A 23,542-nucleotide genomic window follows, 5' to 3' on the forward strand; every position below is an offset into this window, starting at 1 on the left:
TGATTTCTCGCTGGATGTCCATAGGTAAAAGTTTCCATCGGTCATTTGGTTTCCTTATATGAGCTGCGGTTTTTCGGAACTCATCTCCGTTACGCCCCACGAATCTTGCGAGTTTGTAGTGCTCACGGTTGTTTCATACTCTAAATCACTCAGTGTGCCTCCTCTGTCAGTGCGGGGGATGGCACAGCTTAAGGAATAAAAATATGTCTAATGTATCGACCAAACAGTTCGTGCCGATGAACACGGATTACGCACAACTTAATCAATCAGCAGTGCCCATGAATAATCCGCGTGAGCTGACCTCGTCCACGGACAGCGCGAATAAGTTTCTGAAAGACAGTCATCCTGCGCCAAAAGAAAACAATGTGAGCGTGAATAAGGAGTCCCTGGAAAAGTTGTTTGCCATGTTTGAGTTCGCGGTGAAGGCGATGCGTAGCATGCTCGCCGGCATGGGGGTGCTGCCCAAGTTGCCCGGTGAACTGGATGCCCAGCCCCCACTGAAACCTGGCGCCGATTCCAAGGTTGTTGCGGACACGGGCGTATCCGACAAAGGGACTCCCGAAACGGATGCAAAGACCAAAACCAAGCCGGGCCCTGACGCCAAAGTGACTACGAATACGAGCGTGCCATCCAAGCTTGTTCCTGAAGCCGATACCAAGGCCAAAACGAAGCCGGAGCAGGATTCCAAAGCGACTACGCAGACGAGCGTACCACCCAAGCTTGTTACTGAAGGGGATGCCAAGGCCAAAACGAAGCCGGAACAGGATTCCAAGGCGACTACGCAGACCAGCGTGCCACCCAAGCTTGTTACTGAAGGAGATGCCAAGGCCAACACGAAGCCGGAGCAGGATTCCAAAGCGACTACGCAGACGAGCGTGCCACCCAAGCTTGTTACTGAAGGGGATGCCAAGGCCAAAACGAAGCCGGAACAGGATTCCAAGGCGACTACGCAGACCAGCGTGCTACCCAAGCTTGTTACTGAAGGGGATGCCAAGGCCAACACGAAGCCGGGCCAGGATTCCAAAGCGGCTACGACTACGAGCGTGCCACTCACGCTCTTGCCTAGTAGCAAGCCGGAATTAACGCCTCTCACCCGTGTTGAACAGAATAATAAACAGTCTTCGGAGATCAACCTGACCGTGCAGGTCCAGGGCTGTCACTGCCCGCATACCGGTGAAAAAGTTGCGCCACAGCCGCTGGTGACGACGAATGTCGATAAGCAACCATCGCCACAACCGCCGGTGTCAACGAATGTCGATAAGCAACCATCGCCACAACCGCCGGTGTCAACGAATGTCGATAAGCAACCATCGCCACAACCGCCGGTGTCAACGAATGTCGATAAGCAACCATCGCCACAACCGCCGGTGTCAACGAATGTCGATAAGCAACCATCGCCACAACCGCCGGTGTCAACGAATGTCGATAAGCAACCATCGCCACAACCGCCGGTGACGACGAATGTCGATAAGCGACCATCGCCACAACCGCCGGTGTCGACGAATGTCGATAAGCAACCGGCGCCACAGCCGCCGGTGACGACGAATGTCGATAAGCGACCGGTGCCACAGTCTCCGGTTACCCCGTCCACCGTGGACCCGAAGCCCGACACTCCGCCCACTCCGGACATTACCTGCCCCGCACCGGATGACGTGGACGGTTTCAACAAGGCTTCGCACAACCGTTTCGACAACCATCGAGCTGCAAGGCCCAGCCTCCGTCCACGCTTCTGAGCCTGCTGTCTTGAGGCGTTGAGCATCAATGTCCGCTCCCTGGCCATGCGGTCAGGGAGCACTCAGAGAGATTTGAAGCATGTCATCGATAAGCCATAACCCTGCTGCACGACTTTCCATCGAGCCCTTCCGAGTCCCTGACCCTGGTACTCGCGGCGCACCGGCTTCCGTTAACCGGGCCAGCGCAAATGATGCGACACCGGCGCCCCGTACAAACGTGACGCCCCAAGGCTTTGGTAACAACGCAGACCCTACGGCCTTGATGGGGATGCTGGTAGGTCTGTTCGCACAGTTCTTCAACCAGTTGCAGAGGCTTTTGCGTAAAGATGTACCCCCACCTGATTCGACCCACAATGACGTACCTCTACCACAACCCCGTGTGCTACCGGCTCCTGATACAACACCCACCGATAAGCGACGCGAGCCGATCCCCGAACTTTCCACTAAGCGTAAAGGTGAAAAACCCGACAATATCTGGAATGGCTTTCGGCAAGGAAAGGATGGTAATTGCGTAACCGTTTCCGCCATCAAGGCGGCGATGGCGAAGTTTGGTCAAAGCCCAAAGGCTATCTACACGTCTGTTGAGCCGGTCGCAGAGGGTTTTAAAGTCGTTATGCGCGATGGGTTTGAGTTGAAACTGACGAAGTCAGAGTTGAATAGCGCTATTCGTGGTTCCAAATTTGTGCAACTTAATGATCCTGGAATGCTAAAGGATGCGCACTTCCTGTTTGCGTGTTCTGCCAAGCGAGCGCAAATGGAGAACAACGACGGCTGGGCGAATAGAAGTTTTAATGCGGCCATCGCCACCCTCAATAATGGTGAGGATGAATACGGGCCGGGGGAAGGTTTCAAACGCCTGGGGTTAAAAGCTCATATGAAGCGCGTGTCGGTGCGTGAGTTCGCTGACCAATCGTTGATCGGGATGGTCAACAGGCGCCGGCACTCGGTTGCGGTGGTGAACGGGAGTGAGGAGATCTACGGACGTAAAGGCGGCCGACCCACCGAGGGGCAAGCCATTGCGTTGATCTGATAACGCCGTTCGACGGCACGAATTATCGGTCACGGATTCGCCCGACTATTTCATTTAAGAGTTAATGATATGAGTACGTTCGCAACGGGTTCTTCTGCTCGCTCAATGTCACTGGCGCCGCTGTTGTCGAGTCACTTGGAAAAACAAGTTATGCCCCTCACTGCATTTGATGCGCCGGAGCGTCGCTTTGGCGAGCATTTCAACGCGAGTTCACACAGTGCAGTCATCAAGCTGATGATGCTCACCTTTGGCGCGCGTCCAACCGATATGTTCAATGATGTACGCAGCACCGGTGAGGGTTATGACGTGACCATGAAAGATGGTATCCAGCTGCATCTTTCCCGGCAGGAGTTGCAGCAGGCGGCCGCCGCGTCGCGTTTTGCCGGCAATGATAGCGATATCTTGAGCAGTGCCTATTTCGCGCTGGCTGTATTCATCAAACGCAAACAACTCGGCAGTGGCAACGCCGCTGGCCTGGCAGGTTTTGAGGCGGTATTGACCGAGTCTTTGCAGGGGGAGACGACGTTTAACATGCTCAAAGGCATGGGGTTATCCGGTCATCTCCAATATGTACCCACCGCGACGGTTGTCGGCGAAGGGGGTAACGGTGTGGCAGATAGCTATGATGCGGGTTCGTCCCTGATTCACGCTGGAAAGGCACACCGCTTCGGCAGGGAGAGCTCACCTGATCGTAGTTATCTGTACACGTTGGTGAACGATAGCGCGCCGAAGCCCCGCATCATCCCGTCCCCTGTCACGCCGGTCGTCGTGCCCGAAGCCGACCCGCCCACGAAGAATGTCCGCCCCCAGGTCGCCGAGGTGTTGCAGGGTTTCACCACGTCCTCGCGAAACTTTGGTGAAGTATTCGACCTGAGTAGCCATGCCGCCGTCATCAAACTGATGATGCTCAGGTTCGGTCGGTCGCCCTCCGACATGTTTGAAAAAGTCGAGGGTACGCAGAGCGGGTACAGCGTCACCATGAAGGATGGGTTTGAACTGACGTTATCCCGGCAAGAGCTGCAGCGTGCCAGCGAAGCATCACGGTTTACCGGCCCGGACGCGCAAATGATCACGGACGCCCATTTCATGCTGGCCGCGTTTGCCAAGCGCAAGCAAATTGAACGCAATGTTCAGTTTGATTCGGCGTTATCGGGCACTTTGCGTGGAGAAACGCCTTACAACGTCTTGAGGGGCATGGGCCTGATCGGTTTTTTGCGGGTTGCACCACCCGGCAAGTTGCTTGAACCACACAGCGTCGGCGTCACCAATACGTTCAACTTTTCAGGCGAGTTGGTCGTCGAGGGCATCAAGCATGGTCAGGGTGGGAAAGCGGCTGTCGTGAAGGACTACGGCTATCAACTTGCTGCGGATTTACCCGGCGAACCCCACAAGGGTAGGCCTGCACAGTTCTCGGCGGCGCCTGTAGGCGTTCCGCCTGCCGATATCTGGGCCGGGTTCTATCAAGGCGTGGAGGGCAACTGTGTCACGGTGTCGGCGATCAAGGCGGCGATGATGAAGTACGGGCAAAACCCGCTGGGCATCTACAAGCGAGTGACTGAAACATCGGAAGGTTTCACCATCACCATGCGCGACGCCTGCACGGTGACGCTCACCCATGCCGAGCTGGAAATGGCACGAGCAGCCGCCAACTTAAAGGGGGAGGATAAGGGCCTGGTTGACGACGCTGTGTTCCTTTATGCGGTGAGCGCCAAGCGCGCCCAACGGGAGAATCATGAGTTCAAGGCCGGGGGCAGCTTTGGCGCTGCGCTGCAAACGCTGAACGACGGTGAGATGCCCGGCGATGCATTGCGCCGCCTTGGCTTGTACGCCTTTACTCGGCCAAGCAGTGTGCAGGAACTCGCGTCAGGCGTGCCAGGCACCCTGGCGAACTTCTGGCACTCCGTGGTGGTGGTCGAGGGCGCCCTGGATGAATATGGCGCCAAGCGCGACTTGCAAGGCTCGGAATGGATGCAAAAGGGCGGCGTTGCACTCAAACTGATTTAGGCCCGGCCGTCGCCTGCGATCAAGCGCTCCCTGAATCCGAGCATAGGCAGTGGCCGGCTGTGCAAATACCCTTGGTACAGATGGCAACCCAGGCCTTGCAGAAATGCCAATTGCTCCTGGGTTTCCACACCTTCGGCAATCACCTCCAGGTTCAAGCTGCGGGCCATGGCCACGATGGCACGGATGATTTCGGCGTCGTTAGGGTCATGGGTGGCGTCACGCACGAAGGATTGGTCGATCTTCAGCGCGTCCACCGGCAAGCGTTTGAGGTACGTGAGCGACGAGTAGCCGGTGCCGAAGTCATCCATCGCGAAGCTCACGCCGAGCTTTTTCAGGCGGCGCATTTTGCTGATGGTGTCGTCCAGGTTCTGGATCACGATGCCCTCGGTAATTTCCAGCTTTAACAGGCTGAATGGCAGTTGGTGTTGCTTGAGACTGCGCTCCACCCGTTCGACAAAATCGTTCTGGCGAAACTGCCGCGGGCTGATATTCACGCACAGGCTGAAATTCAGCGGGTCCACCAAGCCCTCCGCGATCAGCTGTTGAAAGGCCGCGCAGGCTTCATCAAGGATCCAGGTGCCGACTTCAAGGATCAGGCCGCTGTCCTCCAACACCTTGATAAATTCGGCGGGCGACTGCGCGCCCAGTTGCGGATGCTGCCAGCGCACCAGGGCTTCTGCGCCGACGATCTTGTTGCCGCGCGCGTCCACTTGCGGCTGGTAGTGCACGCTGAACTCGCCGCGTGACAGGGCCAGGCGCAGGTCGGTCTCCATGCGCAGGCGTTCGCTGGCGGTTTTTTGCATGCTGTTGTGGAACATCTGCGTGGTGTTGCGCCCTGAATCCTTGGCGCGGTACAGGGCGATGTCGGCGCGCTTGAGCAAGTCGGCGGGGGTGGAGCCATGATCGGGAATCAGCGCCACCCCAATACTCGGCGTGACCTGCAGGCGGTGGCCATCGAGGAACATGGGTTCCGAGAGCAATTCGCGCAGGGTGTCGGCCAGTTCCTGTACCTGGGCGCTGACTTCCATGCGCGAACCGTCCAGGCCGCTGAGCAGCACCACAAATTCATCGCCCCCCAGGCGCGCCACGGTGTCTTCCATGCGCACGCTGGCTTCCAGGCGTGCGGTGACGATCTTCAGCACCGTGTCCCCCACCGGATGGCCGAGGGAATCGTTGATGTGCTTGAAGTGGTCGAGGTCGAGGAACAGCAGCGCGCCGCGCAGGTTATGGCGCTTGAGCAGGGCGATCTGCTGGCTGAGGCGGTCCATCAACAGGGCGCGGTTGGGCAAGTTGGTCAGCGGGTCGTGGTAGGCCAGGTGGCGGATCTGCGCCTGGGCGTTTTTGAGCAGGCTCACGTCGCGGGCGGTCAGCAGCAGGCACGGGGTTTCATTCAGGGTGATGGGCTCCACCGACACTTCCACTGCCAGCAAGTCGCCGCGCTTGTTGTGCCAAAGCATTTCCAGATGGTGGATGCGGCCTTTGATCTGTAACTCGGCCAACAGCGCCGAGCGCTGGTTTTCATCGGCCCAGATACCGATCTGGTAGAGGGTCAGGCCGATAGCCTCCTCGGCACGGTAGCCGGTCAGGCGACAGAAACCATCGTTGACCTCCACATAACGCCCGGTATCGCGCTCGGTGATAGAAATGGCGTCGGGACTGGAATGGAAGGCCTTGGCGAACTTCTCTTCGCTGGCCTTGAGGGCCGCTTCCGAGCGTTGTTGCTGGGTGATATCGCGCAGCGTGGTGACAATGCACCGCTGGTCGCCGACCTTGATCAGGCGACTGGAAATCACGCAGGTCAGGCTTTGGCCGTTTTTGTGATGCACCATGATCGCCACATTGTTCAGCGCCTGCTCGCGGATCACCCGTTCGATACGCTCCAGGCGCTTGCTCGACTCGTCCCACAGGCCAATCTGCTCGGCGCTTTTGTCGATCACCTCGGCCGCTGTCCAGCCGAAGGTCTGGGTAAAGGCGGGGTTGATCTCGATAAACGCGCCGCCGTCCAGGCAGGTGACGCAGATGGGGTCGGGGCTGGCCTGGAACAGGCTGGCGAATTTTTCTTCGGAGGCGGTCAAGCGTTGTTCACGTTCAACTTGGTCGGTGATGTCCAGCAAGGTCCCGGCCATACGCAGTGGCGCGCCTTGGGCGTCGCGGTAGAGGCGGGCGCGACTTTCCAGGTAACGTGAACTGCCGTCTTCCATGGGCACCCGGTAGGTCAGTTGATAGTTGCCGGCCGGGCCCTCGCGCAGGGTTCGGTAAGCGTTGCGCATGTTTTCGCGCTCTTCACCGGGCATGCCCTCGAAAAAAGCATCGAAGGATTCGTGGAACGGTTCCGGCGGCAGGCCGTGTAACTGAGCGGCGCGCGCCGAGCCGTAGAGCATGCCGGTAGGGATGTGCCAGTCCCAGGTGCCCAGTTGCGCCGAGTCCAGGGCCAGGTCAAGGCGTTCCTGGCTGTCCTTGAGCGCCTGTTCGGCGTTTTTGCGCTCGGTGGTGTCGAGGAAGGTGCTGAGCAAATAGGCCTCGCCTTCCAGTTCGACCTTTTGCGCGCTGAGGGTGCCATCGTGGATCTGGCCATTACTGGCGCAAAACTGCACCTCCATGGTGATGGGCTCGCCCTTGCGCTGTGTGGCCTTGACCAACTGCGCGCGTTGCTCGGGGTGGCGCCATAGGCCCAGGTCCAGGGTGGTGCGCCCGATAGCGTCGGCCACCGGCCAGCCGAAGAGCATTTCGAAATACTGGTTGGCTTCGCTGATCAGCCCGTCGGCCTGGCGGGTCAGTAGGACCATGTTGGGGCACAGGTGGAACAGCGTGGCGAAGCGTTTTTCGGAGTGGCTGAGGGCGTGCTCGCGTTCACGCTGGCGCGTAGTCTCGCGGATCACCCCGATCATGCGGCGCCGCCCGGCCTTGTCCGGCGCCAGGCTGCCGTTGATTTCCAGCCAGTGATGGGTGCCATCCGGCCATTGAATGTGGTGGTGCATGGCCTGTTCGAACGGCTCCCCAGCCAGCACCGCGTGAAAAGCCCGTATCACCCGGCCGCGATCCTGCGGGGCCAGCAGGTCCAGGTAATCCAGGTCCTTGGGCAGCGGCTGGCGGGGGTCGAAGCCGAACAGCGCCTGGGTGCCCCGTGACCAACTGATGCGCCCGGTGTCGATTTCCCAGCACCACGCACCCAGCCGGGCAGCATTAAGGGCAGCCAGCAGTTGCGGGGCGCTGTCCCAGCTTTGCTCCGCCTCTTGAGGGTCAAGGGCGTAAATGCGGGGCAGGGGTGGCACGGAATCGACGGGGTTGCGCATTATCAAAGGGCCTTGGCTCGATGGGCGTATAGCGCGGTTTATTCAGGCCCTGAGGCCGCACGGTTTCATGCCGGTATCCCTGGCAGATCGACCTGTGCATCCAATAGGCTCATGAAAGCCCGCGCAGCGTTCGACAGCGTCCTTTCGGTGTGCACGATATAGCCTAGCTGGCGACTGAGCTGTATGCCCGGCAAAGCGATACTTGCTACCTGATCATCGAGCATGGTACGCGGCAATACGCTCCAGGCCAGGCCGATGGACACCATCATCTTGATAGTTTCCAGGTAGTTAGTGCTCATCGCGATGTTCGGCGTGAGGCCCTGGGCCTCGAACAGCCGGCTGACAATATGGTGGGTAAAGGTGTTGCCACCGGGGAAAACCGCCGGGTGGCCGGCAATATCGGCCAGGCTGACACGGCCATTGCTGATCAGGCTGTGCTCCGGCGCCACCACGAAATCCAGTGGATCGTCCCACACGGGTGTGGCACGCACGAGGTGGTGGGGCTCGGGCGCCAGGGTGATCACCGCCACTTCGGCGCGACCATGGAGGATTTCTTCGTAGGCCACTTCTGAATCGAGGAACTGAATATCCAGCGCCACATTCGGGTATTCCCGGGTAAAGGTCCGCAGCACCGGCGGCAAGCGGTGCAGGCCAATGTGGTGACTGGTGGCCAGCGTGAGGCGCCCGCTGACTTCACCGGTGAGGTTGGTCAGGGCGCGACGTGTGTCGTCCAGCACGTTGAGGATCTGATAGGCGCGTGGCAGCAGGGCTCGTCCGGCTTCGGTCAAGCCGACTTCACGGCCCAGGCGGTCGAACAAGCGCACCTTTAATTGTTGCTCCAGGCCGGCGATGCGTTTGCTGATGGCCGGCTGGGTCAGGTGCAGGCGTTCACCGGCGCCGGAGAAACTGCCGGTCTCGGCGATGGCAATAAAGGCATTGAGGTTGGCCAAGTCCATGGTGGTATTCCAGTTGGTAATCCAAAGCATAAAAAATATGAATTTGAGTTATTTAATGTAGCGCCATACCATCAGCCTCACAAGCCAAAGGGTTATTGAAAAGCCCGGCATAGAGAAACACCGCTGATGAGGACCGACTGATGGCCGGCAAAACGCTTTACGACAAGCTTTGGGATTCCCATGAAGTGAAACGGCGCGACGATGGCTCGTCGCTGATCTATATCGACCGTCACATCATCCATGAAGTGACCTCGCCCCAAGCGTTCGAAGGCCTGCGGCTGGCCGGGCGCAAGCCTTGGCGCGTCGATTCCATCATCGCCACCCCGGACCATAACGTACCCACCACCCCTGAGCGCAAGGGCGGTATCGAAGCCATTGCCGACCAAGTGTCGCGTTTGCAGGTGCAGACCCTCGACGACTACTGCGACGAATATGGCATCACCGAATTCAAGATGAATGACGTGCGTCAAGGCATCGTGCACGTGATCGGCCCGGAGCAGGGCGCCACCTTGCCGGGCATGACCGTGGTCTGCGGCGATTCCCACACCTCCACCCACGGTGCGTTCGGCGCCTTGGCCCACGGCATCGGCACTTCCGAGGTGGAACATGTGTTCGCCACCCAGTGCCTGGTCGCCAAAAAGATGAAGAATATGTTGGTGAAGGTCGAAGGCACGTTGCCGTTCGGCGTGACCGCCAAGGACATCGTGCTCGCGGTGATCGGCAAGATCGGTACAGCGGGCGGTAACGGCCATGCCATCGAGTTTGCCGGCAGTGCGATTCGCGACTTGTCGATCGAAGGCCGCATGACCATCTGCAACATGTCCATCGAAGCCGGTGCCCGTGTGGGTATGGTGGCGGCGGATGAAAAGACCGTCGACTACGTCAAGGGGCGTCCATTCGCACCTGCAGGCGCGGATTGGGATGCAGCGGTCGAAGCCTGGAAAGACTTGGTGTCCGACGCCGATGCGGTGTTCGACACGGTGGTCGAGCTGGACGCGGCCCAGATCAAGCCGCAAGTCAGCTGGGGCACTTCGCCGGAAATGGTTCTGGCGGTTGACCAGAACGTGCCGGATCCGGCTAAAGAGGCTGACCTGGTCAAGCGGGGCTCCATCGAGCGCGCGTTGAAGTACATGGGGTTGAAAGCCAACCAGGCGATTACTGACATTCAGTTGGATCGCGTATTCATCGGTTCCTGCACCAACTCGCGGATCGAAGACCTGCGCGCCGCTGCGGTGATCGCCAAGGGCCGCAAAGTCGCCTCGACCATCAAGCAGGCGATCGTGGTGCCGGGTTCAGGCCTGGTGAAAGCCCAGGCAGAAGCTGAAGGCCTCGACAAGATCTTCCTCGAAGCCGGTTTTGAATGGCGTGAGCCGGGCTGCTCGATGTGCCTGGCGATGAACCCCGACCGCCTGGAGTCGGGCGAGCATTGCGCGTCCACCTCCAACCGTAACTTCGAAGGGCGTCAGGGCGCCGGCGGGCGTACCCACCTGGTCAGCCCGGCCATGGCCGCTGCCGCTGCCGTCAACGGTCGTTTCATCGACGTTCGCGAATTGATCTGAGGAATACCCGATGCGTGCTTTTACTCAACACACTGGCCTTGTCGCCCCTTTGGACCGTGCCAACGTCGACACCGACCAGATCATCCCCAAGCAGTTCTTGAAGTCGATCAAGCGCACCGGTTTCGGCCCGAACCTGTTCGACGAGTGGCGCTACCTGGACGTGGGCTACGCCTACCAGGACAACTCCAAGCGCCCGTTGAACAAGGACTTCGTGCTCAACGCCGAGCGTTACCAGGGCGCCAGCGTGCTGCTGGCGCGGGAAAACTTCGGCTGCGGCTCCAGCCGTGAGCACGCGCCGTGGGCGCTGGAAGAATATGGCTTTCGCAGCATCATCGCGCCGAGCTACGCGGACATCTTCTTCAACAACAGCTTCAAGAACGGCCTGTTGCCGATCATCTTGAGCGATGCCGAAGTCGACGAGCTGTTCAAGCAGGTGGAAGCCGAAGAGGGCTACCAGTTGACCGTCGACCTGGCCGCGCAAACCGTGACGCGTCCGGACGGCAAGGTGTATCACTTTGAAGTGGATGCGTTCCGTAAGCACTGCCTGATCAACGGCCTGGACGATATCGGCCTGACCTTGCAGGACGGCGATGCGATTGCCGCGTTTGAAGTCAAGCACCGGGCGAGCCAGCCTTGGTTGTTTCGTGATGCCTGATATGAGGTAGGTCGTGCTGGCCCCATCGCGGGCAAGCCCGACTCCCACAGTTGACCGAGTTGTTCAGGAGAACACCGATCAATGTGGGAGCTGGCTTGCCTGCGATTGCGCCCGTACAACCACCCCAAAACCCAAGGAAAACCACCATGACCGCCACCGTCCACACCCAAGTCGTGCAAAAACAATTCGGCGAGCAAGCCTCGGCCTACCTGAGCAGTGCCGTACACGCCCAAGGCACCGAATTCGCGCTGTTACAGGCCGAACTGGTCGGGCAGGGCGCTGCGCGACTGCTGGACCTGGGTTGCGGTGCCGGTCATGTGAGTTTCAATATGGCGCCGCTGGTTAAAGAGGTCGTGGCCTATGACCTCTCCCAGCAGATGCTCGACGTCGTCGCCACCGCTGCGGTAGACCGCGGCTTTGAGAACATCCGCACCGTACAGGGCGCCGCCGAACGCCTGCCGTTCGCCGACGGTGAGTTCGACTTCGTGTTCAGCCGTTATTCGGCCCACCACTGGAGCGACCTCCGCCTGGCCCTGCGCGAAGTGCGACGCGTGCTCAAGCCGGGCGGCGTGGTGGCGTTCGTCGACGTCTTGTCACCGGGCAGCCCGCTGTTGGACACTTACCTGCAAACCGCCGAAGTGCTGCGCGACACCAGCCACGTGCGCGATTACTCCGCCGCCGAGTGGATGCAGCAGCTCAGCGAAACCGGTCTGCACGTGCGCAACAGTAGCCGCCAGCGTTTGCGCCTGGAATACACCTCCTGGGTCGAGCGCATGCGCACGCCAGAGGTGTTGCGTGCCGCGATCCTTGAGCTGCAACAGGCGATGGGCCAGGAAGTGCGCGATTACTACGAAATTCAAGCCGACGGCACCTTCAGCACCGACGTGCTGGTGGTCTTTGCCGAACGCTGATTGATTTTTCCCGACCTGCCCACGGGCGGGTCGCTTGATGAAATGAGGAACGCATGAGCAAGCAGATTCTGATTCTCCCTGGCGACGGCATTGGTCCGGAAATCATGGCCGAAGCGGTCAAGGTACTGGAGCTCGCCAACAGCAAGTACAGCCTGGGCTTCGAGCTGAGCCACGACGTGATCGGCGGCGCTGCCATCGACAAGCACGGCGTACCGCTGGCCGACGAGACCCTGGACCGTGCACGCGCGGCCGACGCCGTGCTGCTCGGCGCCGTGGGCGGCCCGAAATGGGACAAGATCGAACGTGACATCCGCCCTGAGCGCGGCCTGCTGAAAATCCGCGCGCAACTGGGCCTGTTCGGCAACCTGCGCCCGGCCATCCTCTATCCGCAACTGGCGGACGCCTCGAGCCTCAAGCCGGAAGTGGTCGCGGGCCTGGATATCCTGATCGTGCGCGAGCTGACCGGTGGTATCTACTTTGGCTCGCCACGCGGTGTGCGTGAGTTGGAAAATGGTGAGCGCCAGGCCTACGACACTCTGCCGTACAGCGAGAGCGAAATCCGCCGTATCGCCCGTGTCGGTTTCGACATGGCCCGCGTGCGTGGCAAGAAGGTCTGCTCGGTGGACAAGGCCAACGTGCTGGCCTCCAGCCAACTGTGGCGCGAAATCGTCGAAGAAGTGGCCAAGGACTACCCGGACGTCGAACTGAGCCACATGTACGTCGACAACGCTGCCATGCAACTGGTGCGTGCACCCAAACAGTTCGACGTGATCGTCACCGACAACCTGTTCGGCGACATCCTGTCCGACCAGGCGTCGATGCTCACCGGTTCCATCGGCATGCTGCCGTCGGCGTCCCTGGACACCCACAACAAGGGCATGTACGAGCCTTGCCACGGTTCGGCGCCGGACATCGCAGGCCAGGGCATTGCCAACCCGTTGGCGACCATTTTGTCGGTCTCCATGATGCTGCGTTACAGCTTCAACCTGAGCGACGCGGCGGATGCCATCGAGAAGGCCGTGAGCCTGGTACTCGATCAGGGCCTGCGCACCGGCGACATCTGGTCGCAGGGTTGCACCAAGGTCGGTACGCAAGAAATGGGCGACGCAGTAGTCGCCGCGCTGCGGAATCTGTAATCTCTCGGGCCCACTTGCAGTTGTTGCTGCAAGGCGGCCCACTTTTTAACAAGGTGTAGTTGCGATGAAACGTGTAGGTCTGATCGGTTGGCGCGGTATGGTCGGTTCCGTGCTCATGCAGCGGATGCTGGAAGAGCAGGATTTCGATCTTATTGAGCCGGTGTTTTTCACCACTTCGAACGTGGGTGGCCAAGGGCCGTCCGTGGGCAAGGATATTGCTCCGCTCAAGGACGCCTACAACATTGAAGAGCTGAAAACCCTCGACGTGATTCTGACCTGTCAGGGTGGCGACTACACCAGCGAAGTCTTCCCCAAGCTGCGCGAAGCCGGCTGGCAGGGTTACTGGATCGACGCCGCCTCCAGCCTGCGCATGCAGGACGATGCGGTGATCATCCTTGACCCGGTGAACCGCAAGGTCATCGACCAGCAACTGGACGCCGGCACCAAGAACTACGTCGGCGGCAACTGCACCGTCAGCCTGATGCTGATGGGCCTGGGTGGCCTGTTCGAAGCCGGCCTGGTCGAGTGGATGAGCGCCATGACTTATCAGGCGGCCTCCGGGGCCGGCGCGCAGAACATGCGCGAACTGATCAAGCAAATGGGCGCGACCCACGCTGCCGTCGCCGATCAACTGGCCGACCCGGCCAGCGCGATCCTCGACATCGACCGCCGTGTGGCTGAAGCCATGCGCAGCGAGGCGTACCCGACCGAGAACTTCGGCGTGCCATTGGCCGGCAGCCTGATCCCCTGGATCGACAAAGAGCTGCCGAACGGCCAGAGCCGCGAAGAGTGGAAGGCCCAGGCCGAGACCAACAAGATCCTCGGCCGCTTCAAGAGCCCGATCCCGGTGGACGGCATCTGCGTGCGTATCGGCGCGATGCGCTGCCACAGCCAGGCGCTGACCATCAAGCTGAACAAAGACGTGCCGATCGCCGATATCGAAGCGTTGATCAGCCAGCACAACCCCTGGGTCAAGCTGGTGCCGAACAACCGCGACATCAGCATGCAGGAGCTGAGCCCGACCAAGGTCACCGGCACCTTGAATGTACCGGTAGGCCGTCTGCGCAAGCTGAACATGGGCAGCCAGTTCCTGGGCGCGTTCACCGTAGGCGACCAGCTGCTGTGGGGCGCGGCCGAACCGCTGCGCCGCATGCTGCGGATTCTGCTGGAACGTTGATAGTTTGAGGCAATGAGAGAAACCCGCGACTGGTGACAGGCGCGGGTTTTTTGTTGTTTGGTCGGGCCTTATCGGGGGCAAGCCCCCTCCCACCCTTGATTGGCGAACGCGCCCAAATGTGGGAGGGGGCTTGCCCCCGATATGGCCATCAGCCACGCCACAAATCCCAGCTTAATTGCCTCGCCCCCCACCACCCGGTAAAGTGCCGCTCCCCCCGCAATGCCCGAGGCAGTCCCCATGAACCCGACCTTTGATATCGCCGTGATCGGCGCCACCGGCACCGTAGGTGAAACCCTGGTGCAGATCCTCGAAGAGCTGGACTTCCCGGTCGGCACCCTGCATCTGCTGGCAGGCAGCAACTCCGCCGGTGCATCGGTGCCGTTTCGCGGCAAGAACGTGCGGGTGAGGGAGGTTGACGAGTTCGACTTCAGTAAAGTCCAGCTGGCGTTCTTTGCGGCGGGGCCGGCGGTCACCTCAAGTTTTGCGCCGCGCGCCACGGCGGCGGGCTGCTCGTTGATTGATCTGTCTGGCGCATTGCCGGCCGAGCAGGCGCCGCAAGTGGTGCCGGAAGCCAATGCCCATGTGCTGGACGGCCTGAGTAAGCCGTTCCAGCTCGGCAGCCCAAGCCCGTCGGCGACCAACTTGGCAGTCGTCCTCGCCCCCTTGCGTAGCGTGCTGGATATCCAGCGCGTGAGCGTCACCGCCAGCCTGGCGATGTCGTCCCAGGGCCGTGAGGCCGTCAGCGAGCTGGCCCGGCAAACCGCCGAGCTGCTGAATATGCGCCCGCTGGAGCCGAAATTCTTTGATCGCCAGGTCGCCTTCAATGTGTTGGCACAAGTCGGCACGCCGGACGCCCAAGGTCATACCGCCTTGGAAAAGCGCCTGGTACACGAACTGCGCGCAGTGCTGGAATTACCTTTGCTAAAGATTTCCGCAACTTGCGTTCAAGCCCCGGTGTTTTTTGGCGATAGCCTGACTGTGTCTCTGCAACTGGGAGCACCGGTGGACCTCGCTGCCGTGAACCGCCTACTCGACGCAGCCCCAGGTATAGAGCTGGTGGACGAGGGCGACTACCCTACGGCGGTGGGTGACGCCGTGGGCCAGGATGTGATCTATGTAGGGCGGGTTCGTGCGGGCGTGGATGACCCGGCGGAACTAAATCTGTGGCTGACGTCAGATAACGTACGCAAAGCCGCCGCGCTGAATGCCGTACAGCTGGCGCAGTTGTTGATAAAAGGCCTTGCGTAAAAGATACTTGGCGGCAATTTGTAGATTGATTCTAGCCAGGCGCTATGCTTGGCCCCAGGTAGGAAAAGTTGCGCGTCGGTGACCTATCGGCTCGCCATGCCTTATGGCAGCGGTTACCAACCTTCTCGCAGGCCGGGGAGTGTTCAAAAAGGATGAGGCTATGGTTCAAGTTCGCAAACTGGTGTTAGCAATAGCGGCCGCCTCGGCGCTGTCCTCCGGTATGGCGCAGGCGCTGCAGCTGGGGGAGATGACCCTCAAGTCGAAGTTGAACCAGCCGTTGGCGGTGGAAATCGAATTGCTCGATGTCGGTGGCCTCACGGCTTCCGAGATCACCCCGAGCCTGGCCTCGTCCCAGGCGTTTGTGGATGCCGGTGTTGATCGCCAGGCATTTCTCAATGACTTGACGTTCACTCCGGTGGTCAATCCCAACGGCCGCAGCGTGGTGCGTGTCACCTCCAGCAAGCCGTTGCCGGACGCCTACGTACGTTTCCTGCTGCAGGTGCAATGGCCTAATGGCCGTTTGATGCGCGACTACAGCGTTTTGCTCGACCCGGCCAAGTTCGACCAGCCCGCACCGACGACCGCCGCGCCGGCACCGCGCCTGGCAGCGCCGTCCAGCACAGCGCCGGCCGTGAGCAAACCCGCACAGCACACCACCACGCCCCGCGACACCTTGTGGGAAATTGCCGCGAAGAACCGTAACGGCGGCTCGGTTCAGCAGACCATGCTGGCGATCCAGGCGCTGAACCCGGACGCGTTTATCGACGGCAATATCAACCGCCTTAAAACCGGTCACGTCCTGCGCCTGCCGGATACCGTACAAAGCACCGCGCTGCCGCAACCCCAGGCGATTGCCGAAGTGAGCGCGCAGAACGCCGCCTGGCGCCAGGGGCGACGTGCCGCAACCAATCCTGCGGCGGGCAAGCAGCAGCTGGACGCCACCAAGCGCACCCAGGCTGGCAATGCGCCTGCAAGCACCAACGCCAAGGACAACTTGAGCCTGGTGTCGGCCGAGGCGGCCAAGAAGGGCGCCAAGGGCAAGGCGGGCGATAGCGCGGCGCTGAGCGACAAACTGGCGATGACCCAGGAGCAACTGGACACCACCCGTCGCGACAACGAAGAGCTGAAAAGCCGCGCTGCCGACCTGCAAAGCCAGTTGGACAAGCTGCAAAAGCTGATTCAACTGAAAAACGATCAACTCGCGCGTCTGCAGGCTGAAAAGGGTGTCCCGGCCACGGCGGCCACGGCGGCCACGGCGGCGATGCCTGCGCAGTTGGCCGGCGAGCCGGCGGCTGCCCCGTCTGCCCCTGCCGCGCCGGATGCCGCCACCGCGACCCCTGCGCCCGCCGCGCCCGCGCCTGAGCCCGTCAAGGCGGATGCAGCGCCTGACAGCACCGAAGGTAAATTCAATGACGTGCTGACCAACCCGATCGTACTCGGCGTGGTCGGCGGTGCGGCTGGCCTGCTGGTGCTGTTGCTCCTGCTGTTGTGGGCGCGCCATCGCAACGCACGCCTCGAAGAGGAAAAGCACCTGCGCATGGCGCGGGCCCTGGCTGAAGAGCCGGTGTTCACCTCGAACATCGACCACGACCTGCCGCCGGACAGCTTCGAAGGCCTGGAAGTGCCGCCGCCAAACGTCAAGCTGGCCGCCGCGCCAGCACCGGCCCCGGTGGCTGAGCCGGCTGTCGCTGTGCCGACCGTTGCTTCCGTGCTGGCGCCGCTGGCCGTTGCTGTTGCCCCGGTAAACGCCAACGATGCGTTGGCCCAAGCTCAATCCCATATCGATCGTGGCCACCTGAACCAGGCCGCCGATGTATTGCAGCAGGCGATCAAGCATGAGCCCAAACGCAGCGATCTGCGTTTGAAGCTGATGGAAGTCTACGGTTTGCAAAACGACAAGGACGGCTTCGTGAGCCAGGAGCGTCAACTGGTGGCCAATGGTGAAAACCATGCCCAGGTCGAGCAGCTCAAGAGTCGCTTCCCGGCCATGGCCGTGTTGGCGGCGGGTGTCAGCGCGGCGGTGGCCGCCGCTGCCCTGGATGCTCAATACGTTAAGGATTTGCTCGAAGACAAGCCGGCGCCTGCGCAACCGGAGGCTTTCGACACCGATTTCGATCTGAGCCTGGACGACCTGGAAGAAGCCTCCCCAGCGGAGGTCAAGGACGATCAGCAGACCTTCGAGTCGCTTCTGAAGCAGCAGACCGAAGCCAACGCTAGCCCCGATGACCTGTCGGACTTCGACCTGGACCTGCAACTGGATGCGCCGGCTTCGGCGCAATCCGATGACGACTTCCTATCAGGCCTGGAAGACCAGATGAAGGACGTGCCGGCCGTCGAGCCGCCGACCTTGACGCCTGCGGCACTGGACGACTTCGACCTGCCGGAAGATTTCGACCTGTCCCTGGCCGATGAGCCGGAAGCGGGCGCCAAGCCTGATGCGTTCGCGTCGGAGCTGGATGATGTCAACGCCGAGCTGGACCGTCTGTCCCAGAGTCTGGAACACCCGTCCATCGAACCATCGTTCACCGCGGAAGACGCGGCAATGGGCGATGACGAGCCGGAGTTCGACTTCCTTTCCGGCACAGACGAAGTGGCAACCAAGCTCGACCTGGCCCAGGCCTATATCGACATGGGTGATGCGGACGGCGCACGGGACATCCTCTCCGAAGTGCTGACCGAGGGTGACGAGGCACAGCGTGGCGAGGCCAAGGAAATGCTCGGCCGTATTTAACGGGCGACGCAAATCCAGTGTGGGGCTTGCCGTGGTGATCGGGCTCGCTGTGGTGATCGGGCTTCCTGTGGTGAGCGGGCTTGCCCCGCGCTGGGCTGCGAAGCAGCCCCACTAGATCTGGAGGAATAACCCCGCCCACCACCGCAAGCCCCCCTCCCACATTGGCTCAAGCCAATCCATTACAAAAGCGCCCGCCACTGTGTAGTCGCCTTTATAATGGCCGCCTTCGCGCAACTCATCAGGCTCTCAGTTCTTGGCAAATATAGATAATCCGGCCGCCGAAATGGCGGCTGCAGGCTTTTACCGCATCGCGCTGGGCGTGGAATACAAGGGCTCGCGTTATCGCGGCTGGCAGCGTCAGGCATCCGGCGTGCTGACAGTGCAGGAAACCCTGGAGAAGGCCCTGTCCAAAGTTGCCGACTCGCCAGTGTCGCTGATGTGCGCCGGGCGTACCGATGCTGGCGTGCATGCCTGCGGCCAGGTGGTGCACTTCGACACCCAGGCTGAGCGCTCAATGAAAGCCTGGGTGATGGGGGCTAATATCAATTTGCCCCATGATGTCAGCGTCAGCTGGGCCAAGGTCATGCCTGCGCATTTTCATGCGCGCTTCAAAGCCATTGCCCGGCGTTATCGCTATGTCATCTACAACGACCAGATCCGCCCGGCGCACCTCAACGAAGAAATCACCTGGAACCACCGCCCACTGGACGCCGAGCGCATGGCCGAAGCCGCGCAGCACCTGGTGGGCGTGCATGATTTCAGTGCCTTCCGTGCCGGCCAGTGCCAGGCGAAGTCGCCGATCAAGGAAGTCCACCACCTGCGCGTGACCCGCCACGGCAAGATGATCGTGCTGGATATCCGCGCCGGGGCCTTCTTGCATCACATGGTGCGCAACATTGCCGGGGTGCTGATGACCATCGGCACCGGCGAGCGCCCGGTGGCGTGGGCCAAGGAAGTGCTGGAAAGCCGGGTTCGCCGTACCGGCGGGGTCACGGCGCATCCGTTCGGCCTGTACCTGGTGGATGTGGAGTACCGCGACGAGTTCGAATTGCCGGAGCGTTTCATCGGGCCACACTTCCTCACAGGTTTCAGCGAACTTGGCGGCTGACGCCCGGAAAAGCTTTTGTTACCATCCGGGACTTTCTCGGCCCAACCCCTGAGGTTTCCACGACATGTCAGCCGTTCGCAGCAAGATTTGCGGGATTACCCGCATAGAAGACGCGCTGGCGGCAGTCGAGGCGGGGGCGGACGCCATTGGTTTGGTGTTTTACGCCAAGAGCCCGCGGTCGGTGAATGTGTTGCAGGCGCGGGCGATCATCGCCGCATTGCCGCCGTTCGTGACCACTGTGGGTTTGTTCGTCAACGCCAGCCGCTGCGAACTCAACGAAACCCTGGATGCCGTGCCCCTGGATATGCTGCAGTTCCACGGCGACGAAACACCCGACGAGTGTGAAAGCTACCAGCGCCCGTATATCAAGGCGCTGCGCGTCAAGTCCGGGGACGATATCGCGGCAGCGTGTGCCGCCTACAGTGGCGCTCGCGGGATCCTGCTGGACACCTACGTCGAAGGCGTGCCTGGCGGTACCGGCGAGGCGTTCGATTGGTCGCTGATTCCCCCGGGGTTGAGCAAGCCGATCATCCTGGCCGGTGGGCTCACCCCCACGAATGTCGGGGCGGCGATCGAGCAGGTACAACCGTATGCCGTGGATGTCAGCGGTGGAGTAGAGCAGGGCAAGGGCATCAAGGATCACAGCAAGATTCGCGCGTTCATGCAGGCCGTGCGCAACAGCAGCGGTGCGATGTGACGGCTGGCAGTCTGCCGCCGTCCATAACTACCACTGTGTAAAACAGCCCGGCGCCGCCTGTGGGTGGCCCGGAAATGAAGTGGCAACCCTGCGCTGGCAGGTTGTCTGGAAGGCTGAGGATACATGCGGGAACAGGCCGGTCGAACGTCTGACCCCGTCCAGCATGTGTCATCGCCACATATGAATTTAGCTCAAGGGCATACGCGGGGCTGTGTTCAAGCCACCGGTACTGGAGAAAGAAAGCATGAGCAACTGGTTAGTAGACAAACTGATCCCTTCGATCATGCGTTCCGAGGTGAAGAAAAGCTCGGTTCCTGAAGGTCTGTGGCACAAGTGCCCATCCTGCGACGCGGTGCTGTACCGCCCGGAGCTGGAAAAGACCCTGGACGTTTGCCCCAAGTGCAACCACCACATGCGTATCGGCGCCCGCGCCCGCATCGACATTTTCCTGGATGCCGAAGGCCGTAGCGAGCTGGGCGCGGACCTGGAGCCGGTTGACCGTCTCAAGTTCCGCGACGGCAAGAAGTACAAGGACCGCCTGACCGCTGCGCAGAAGCAGACCGGTGAGAAAGACGCGCTGATTTCCGTCAGCGGCAAGCTGCTGGGCATGCCTGTCGTGGTGTCGGCGTTTGAGTTCTCGTTCATGGGCGGCTCCATGGGTGCCATCGTCGGTGAGCGCTTTGTGCGCGCCGCCAACTACGCCCTGGAAAACCGTTGCCCGATGATCTGCTTCGCCGCCTCCGGTGGCGCGCGTATGCAGGAAGCCCTGATCTCGCTGATGCAAATGGCCAAGACCTCCGCGGTACTGGCGCGTCTGCGTGAAGAAGGCATCCCGTTTATCTCCGTGCTGACCGACCCGGTCTACGGCGGCGTTTCCGCCAGCCTGGCGATGCTGGGTGACGTGATCGTCGGCGAGCCGAAGGCGCTGATCGGCTTTGCCGGCCCGCGTGTGATCGAGCAGACCGTACGTGAAAAACTGCCGGAAGGTTTCCAGCGCAGCGAGTTCCTGCTGGAGCACGGCGCGATCGACCTGATCATCCCGCGCGGTGAACTGCGTCCACGCCTGGGCAACCTGCTGGCACAGATGATGGGCCTGCCGACGCCCGTCTACGTCGCGCCTAAAGTTGAGCCGATCGTTGTGCCGCCGGTGCCTGCGAACCTATGACCCAGCGTACCCTGGGCGAGTGGCTCGCCTACCTTGAGCAGTTGCATCCGTCCGCCATCGACATGGGCCTGGAGCGCTCGCAACAGGTAGCGGCCCGCCTCGGGTTAGGCCGCCCGGCACCGCGCGTGATCACGGTGACCGGTACCAACGGCAAAGGCTCTACCTGTGCCTTTGTCGCGGCGCTGCTGCAGGCCCAAGGGCTGAAAGTCGGCGTCTACAATTCCCCGCACCTGCTGCGTTACAACGAGCGGGTGCAGCTCAATGGCGTCGAAGCCTCGGATGAGCAACTCTGCGAAGCCTTCGCCGCACTCGATGCGGGCCGGGGCGAGATTTCCCTGACTTACTTCGAGATGGGCACCCTGGCGGCGTTCTGGCTGTTTGAGCGTGCGCAACTGGATGTGGTGGTGCTGGAGGTCGGCCTGGGTGGGCGTCTGGACACGGTCAACGTGGTGGATGCCGATCTGGCGTTGGTCACCAGCATTGGTGTGGACCACGCCGACTACCTGGGCAATACCCGTGAATCCGTGGCCTATGAAAAAGCCGGGATCTTCCGCCAGGGCAAGCCTGCGCTGTGCGGTGACGTGGAGCCGCCGCATACCCTGCTGGATAAGGTGCGTGAGCTGGATTGCCCGTTTTTCCTGCGCGGCCGCGAATTCAACCTCGAGATCGGTGAGCAGCACTGGCAATGGCGTGGGCGCGATGCCCGTGGCCAGGCTGTAGAGTTGCACGATCTGCCGTTGCTGAACCTGCCGATGGAAAACGCCGCACTCGCGCTGCAGGCCTATCTGTTGCTGGACCTGCCGTGGAGCGCCGAGCAGATTGCCACCACCTTGTTGGCCACGCGCGTGGTCGGGCGGTTGGATCGCCGTGAGTTCGAATGGCAAGGCAAGCGCCTGAACCTGCTGCTGGATGTGGGGCATAACCCCCATGCGGCCGAGTACCTGGCGCAGCGGCTGTCCCGCACGCCGCCGGTCGGTCGTCGCCTTGCGGTCTTTGGTCTGCTGGCTGATAAGGATCTGGAAGGTGTGGTTGCGCCCTTGTTGGGCAATGTCCAGGCCTGGGCCGTGGCGCCGCTGGATACCCCGCGCAGCCGTCCGGCCGCTGAACTGGAAGTGGCCTTGCAGAACCTTGGTGCAGCGGTGGCGTCGTATGCAAGCGTGACCGATGCCCTTGAAGCACAGTGCGCCATTGCCACGCCCGATGATGAGATTCTGTTGTTCGGGTCATTTTATTGTGTTGCCGAGGCGCTTGAGTGGTTGGCCCGGCGCTCCACGGAGGAAGCTGCACATGGCATTACTGGATAGCGCATACAAGCAGCGAATGGTCGGAGCCTTGGTTCTGGTGGCGCTGGCGGTGATTTTCCTGCCGATGCTGTTTTCTCGCCAGGACGAAGAGCGTCAGGTGGTGGTTGAGGCTCCGGCCGCGCCACAAGCCCCGGCGGTGCCGCAGGTTCAGGTTGAGCCGGTGGTGGTGCCTGAGCCTCAGGCGTTGCCGGAAGAAGAACCCGTGCCGACCGATGATGAAGTGGCCGCGCAGCAGGCACCGTCGATGCCGGTGCAACCCAGTGTGCCAGTGGTCAAGCCGGCGCCCGCCGCCAAGCCCGCTGCGCCCGCGCCTGCACCTAAGCCGGTAGCGCCGCAACCTGCCGCACCGGGCAAGCCGGAGGTGGGGCAGAGCCGTATCGATCCGAATGGTCTGCCGATCAGTTGGTCGATTCAGGTGGCCAGCCTGGGCAATCGCGAAGGCGCCGACGCGTTGCAGAAGAAGCTGCGTAGCCAGGGCTATAACGCCTATATCCGCAGCGCCGATGGCAAGAACCGCGTGTTTATCGGGCCGCTGATCGAGCGTGCCGAGGCGGATCGCCTGCGGGACTTGCTGGATCGCCAGCAGAACCTGAAGGGGTTTGTGACCCGTTTCCAGCCTGAGCGCGGCTGATTTCGCAGCGCTTTGAGCTTGGAATGCAGTCAAGTGTGGGAGGGGGCTTGCCCCCGATGGCGATGGATCAGTCATGTGTGTATTGGCTGGCAGTCCGCTATCGGGGGTAAGTCTCCTCCCACAGTTGTTTTAGGGTGTGCTTGAAATTGGATTCACTCGCCACAAACTATTGATTTGCAAAGCAGCCGCAATCACAGCTTACCG

At 61.1% G+C, this 23,542-nt stretch carries 17 protein-coding genes; 15 read left to right on the forward strand and 2 right to left on the reverse strand.

The window, feature by feature from the left end; genetic code table 11:
• The first annotated feature begins 203 nt into the window (after positions 1–203).
• The 3 genes from BM403_RS00535 (at position 204) to BM403_RS00545 (ending at position 4,767) form a co-directional block, all read left to right on the forward strand.
• Complete coding sequence (locus tag BM403_RS00535; RefSeq protein WP_093541179.1) at positions 204–1,733, forward strand: hypothetical protein; 1,530 nt, start codon at positions 204–206, stop codon at positions 1,731–1,733.
• Positions 1,734–1,812: 79 nt separating this feature from the next.
• Complete coding sequence (locus tag BM403_RS00540; RefSeq protein WP_371913986.1) at positions 1,813–2,763, forward strand: hypothetical protein; 951 nt, start codon at positions 1,813–1,815, stop codon at positions 2,761–2,763.
• Positions 2,764–2,832: 69 nt separating this feature from the next.
• On the forward strand, positions 2,833–4,767 hold the full coding sequence (locus tag BM403_RS00545) for a hypothetical protein (RefSeq protein ID WP_093541183.1): 1,935 nt from the start codon (positions 2,833–2,835) through the stop codon (positions 4,765–4,767).
• Here the strand turns inward: BM403_RS00545 and BM403_RS00550 are convergent.
• Together BM403_RS00550 and BM403_RS00555 are read right to left on the reverse strand one after the other, a co-directional pair.
• Positions 4,764–8,060 carry an EAL domain-containing protein gene (locus BM403_RS00550; protein ID WP_093541185.1) on the reverse strand — a complete coding sequence of 1,099 codons (3,297 nt, stop codon included), beginning with the start codon at positions 8,058–8,060 and terminating at the stop codon, positions 4,764–4,766. The two genes, BM403_RS00545 and BM403_RS00550, sit on opposite strands and share 4 nt — an antisense overlap.
• Positions 8,061–8,125: 65 nt before the next feature.
• A complete protein-coding gene (locus tag BM403_RS00555; protein ID WP_015884978.1) occupies positions 8,126–9,016 on the reverse strand; it encodes a LysR family transcriptional regulator in 891 nt (296 codons plus the stop codon).
• A gap of 140 nt (positions 9,017–9,156) precedes the next feature.
• Between BM403_RS00555 and leuC the strand changes: the two genes are divergently transcribed.
• The 12 genes from leuC to BM403_RS00615 all read left to right on the forward strand — a co-directional run bounded on the left by leuC (position 9,157) and on the right by BM403_RS00615 (position 23,338).
• Positions 9,157–10,575, forward strand: coding sequence for a 3-isopropylmalate dehydratase large subunit (gene leuC, locus BM403_RS00560; RefSeq protein ID WP_015884977.1), 1,419 nt, complete (start codon positions 9,157–9,159; stop codon positions 10,573–10,575).
• 10 nt (positions 10,576–10,585) lie between these two features.
• Entirely contained in the window at positions 10,586–11,230 is a 645-nt protein-coding gene (leuD, locus tag BM403_RS00565; RefSeq protein ID WP_093541187.1) for a 3-isopropylmalate dehydratase small subunit, read from the forward strand.
• 146 nt (positions 11,231–11,376) lie between these two features.
• Positions 11,377–12,141 carry a class I SAM-dependent methyltransferase gene (locus tag BM403_RS00570; RefSeq protein WP_015884975.1) on the forward strand — a complete coding sequence of 255 codons (765 nt, stop codon included), beginning with the start codon at positions 11,377–11,379 and terminating at the stop codon, positions 12,139–12,141.
• A gap of 53 nt (positions 12,142–12,194) precedes the next feature.
• Complete coding sequence (gene leuB, locus BM403_RS00575) at positions 12,195–13,277, forward strand: 3-isopropylmalate dehydrogenase (protein ID WP_049712330.1); 1,083 nt, start codon at positions 12,195–12,197, stop codon at positions 13,275–13,277.
• Positions 13,278–13,341: 64 nt separating this feature from the next.
• On the forward strand, positions 13,342–14,454 hold the full coding sequence (asd, locus tag BM403_RS00580) for an aspartate-semialdehyde dehydrogenase (protein WP_015884973.1): 1,113 nt from the start codon (positions 13,342–13,344) through the stop codon (positions 14,452–14,454).
• A gap of 237 nt (positions 14,455–14,691) precedes the next feature.
• Positions 14,692–15,702 (forward strand): aspartate-semialdehyde dehydrogenase, encoded by a 1,011-nt coding sequence (locus tag BM403_RS00585; protein WP_043205661.1) that lies wholly within the window; start codon positions 14,692–14,694, stop codon positions 15,700–15,702.
• Positions 15,703–15,862: 160 nt separating this feature from the next.
• Positions 15,863–18,433 (forward strand): FimV/HubP family polar landmark protein, encoded by a 2,571-nt coding sequence (locus BM403_RS00590; RefSeq protein ID WP_093541189.1) that lies wholly within the window; start codon positions 15,863–15,865, stop codon positions 18,431–18,433.
• Between the two features lie 283 nt (positions 18,434–18,716).
• Entirely contained in the window at positions 18,717–19,541 is an 825-nt protein-coding gene (truA, locus tag BM403_RS00595; RefSeq protein ID WP_043205660.1) for a tRNA pseudouridine(38-40) synthase TruA, read from the forward strand.
• A gap of 64 nt (positions 19,542–19,605) precedes the next feature.
• Complete coding sequence (locus BM403_RS00600; protein ID WP_015884969.1) at positions 19,606–20,238, forward strand: phosphoribosylanthranilate isomerase; 633 nt, start codon at positions 19,606–19,608, stop codon at positions 20,236–20,238.
• Between the two features lie 244 nt (positions 20,239–20,482).
• On the forward strand, positions 20,483–21,403 hold the full coding sequence (gene accD, locus BM403_RS00605) for an acetyl-CoA carboxylase, carboxyltransferase subunit beta (RefSeq protein ID WP_015884968.1): 921 nt from the start codon (positions 20,483–20,485) through the stop codon (positions 21,401–21,403).
• Positions 21,400–22,707 carry a bifunctional tetrahydrofolate synthase/dihydrofolate synthase gene (folC, locus tag BM403_RS00610; RefSeq protein ID WP_015884967.1) on the forward strand — a complete coding sequence of 436 codons (1,308 nt, stop codon included), beginning with the start codon at positions 21,400–21,402 and terminating at the stop codon, positions 22,705–22,707. Before accD ends, folC begins: the two co-directional genes overlap by 4 nt.
• On the forward strand, positions 22,691–23,338 hold the full coding sequence (locus BM403_RS00615) for an SPOR domain-containing protein (RefSeq protein ID WP_093541191.1): 648 nt from the start codon (positions 22,691–22,693) through the stop codon (positions 23,336–23,338). The genes folC and BM403_RS00615 overlap by 17 nt, the downstream gene beginning before the upstream one ends.
• The last annotated feature ends 204 nt before the right edge of the window (positions 23,339–23,542 follow it).

The sequence above is a fragment of the Pseudomonas sp. OV546 genome, from assembly GCF_900116845.1.
GTDB lineage: Bacteria > Pseudomonadota > Gammaproteobacteria > Pseudomonadales > Pseudomonadaceae > Aquipseudomonas > Aquipseudomonas petroselini.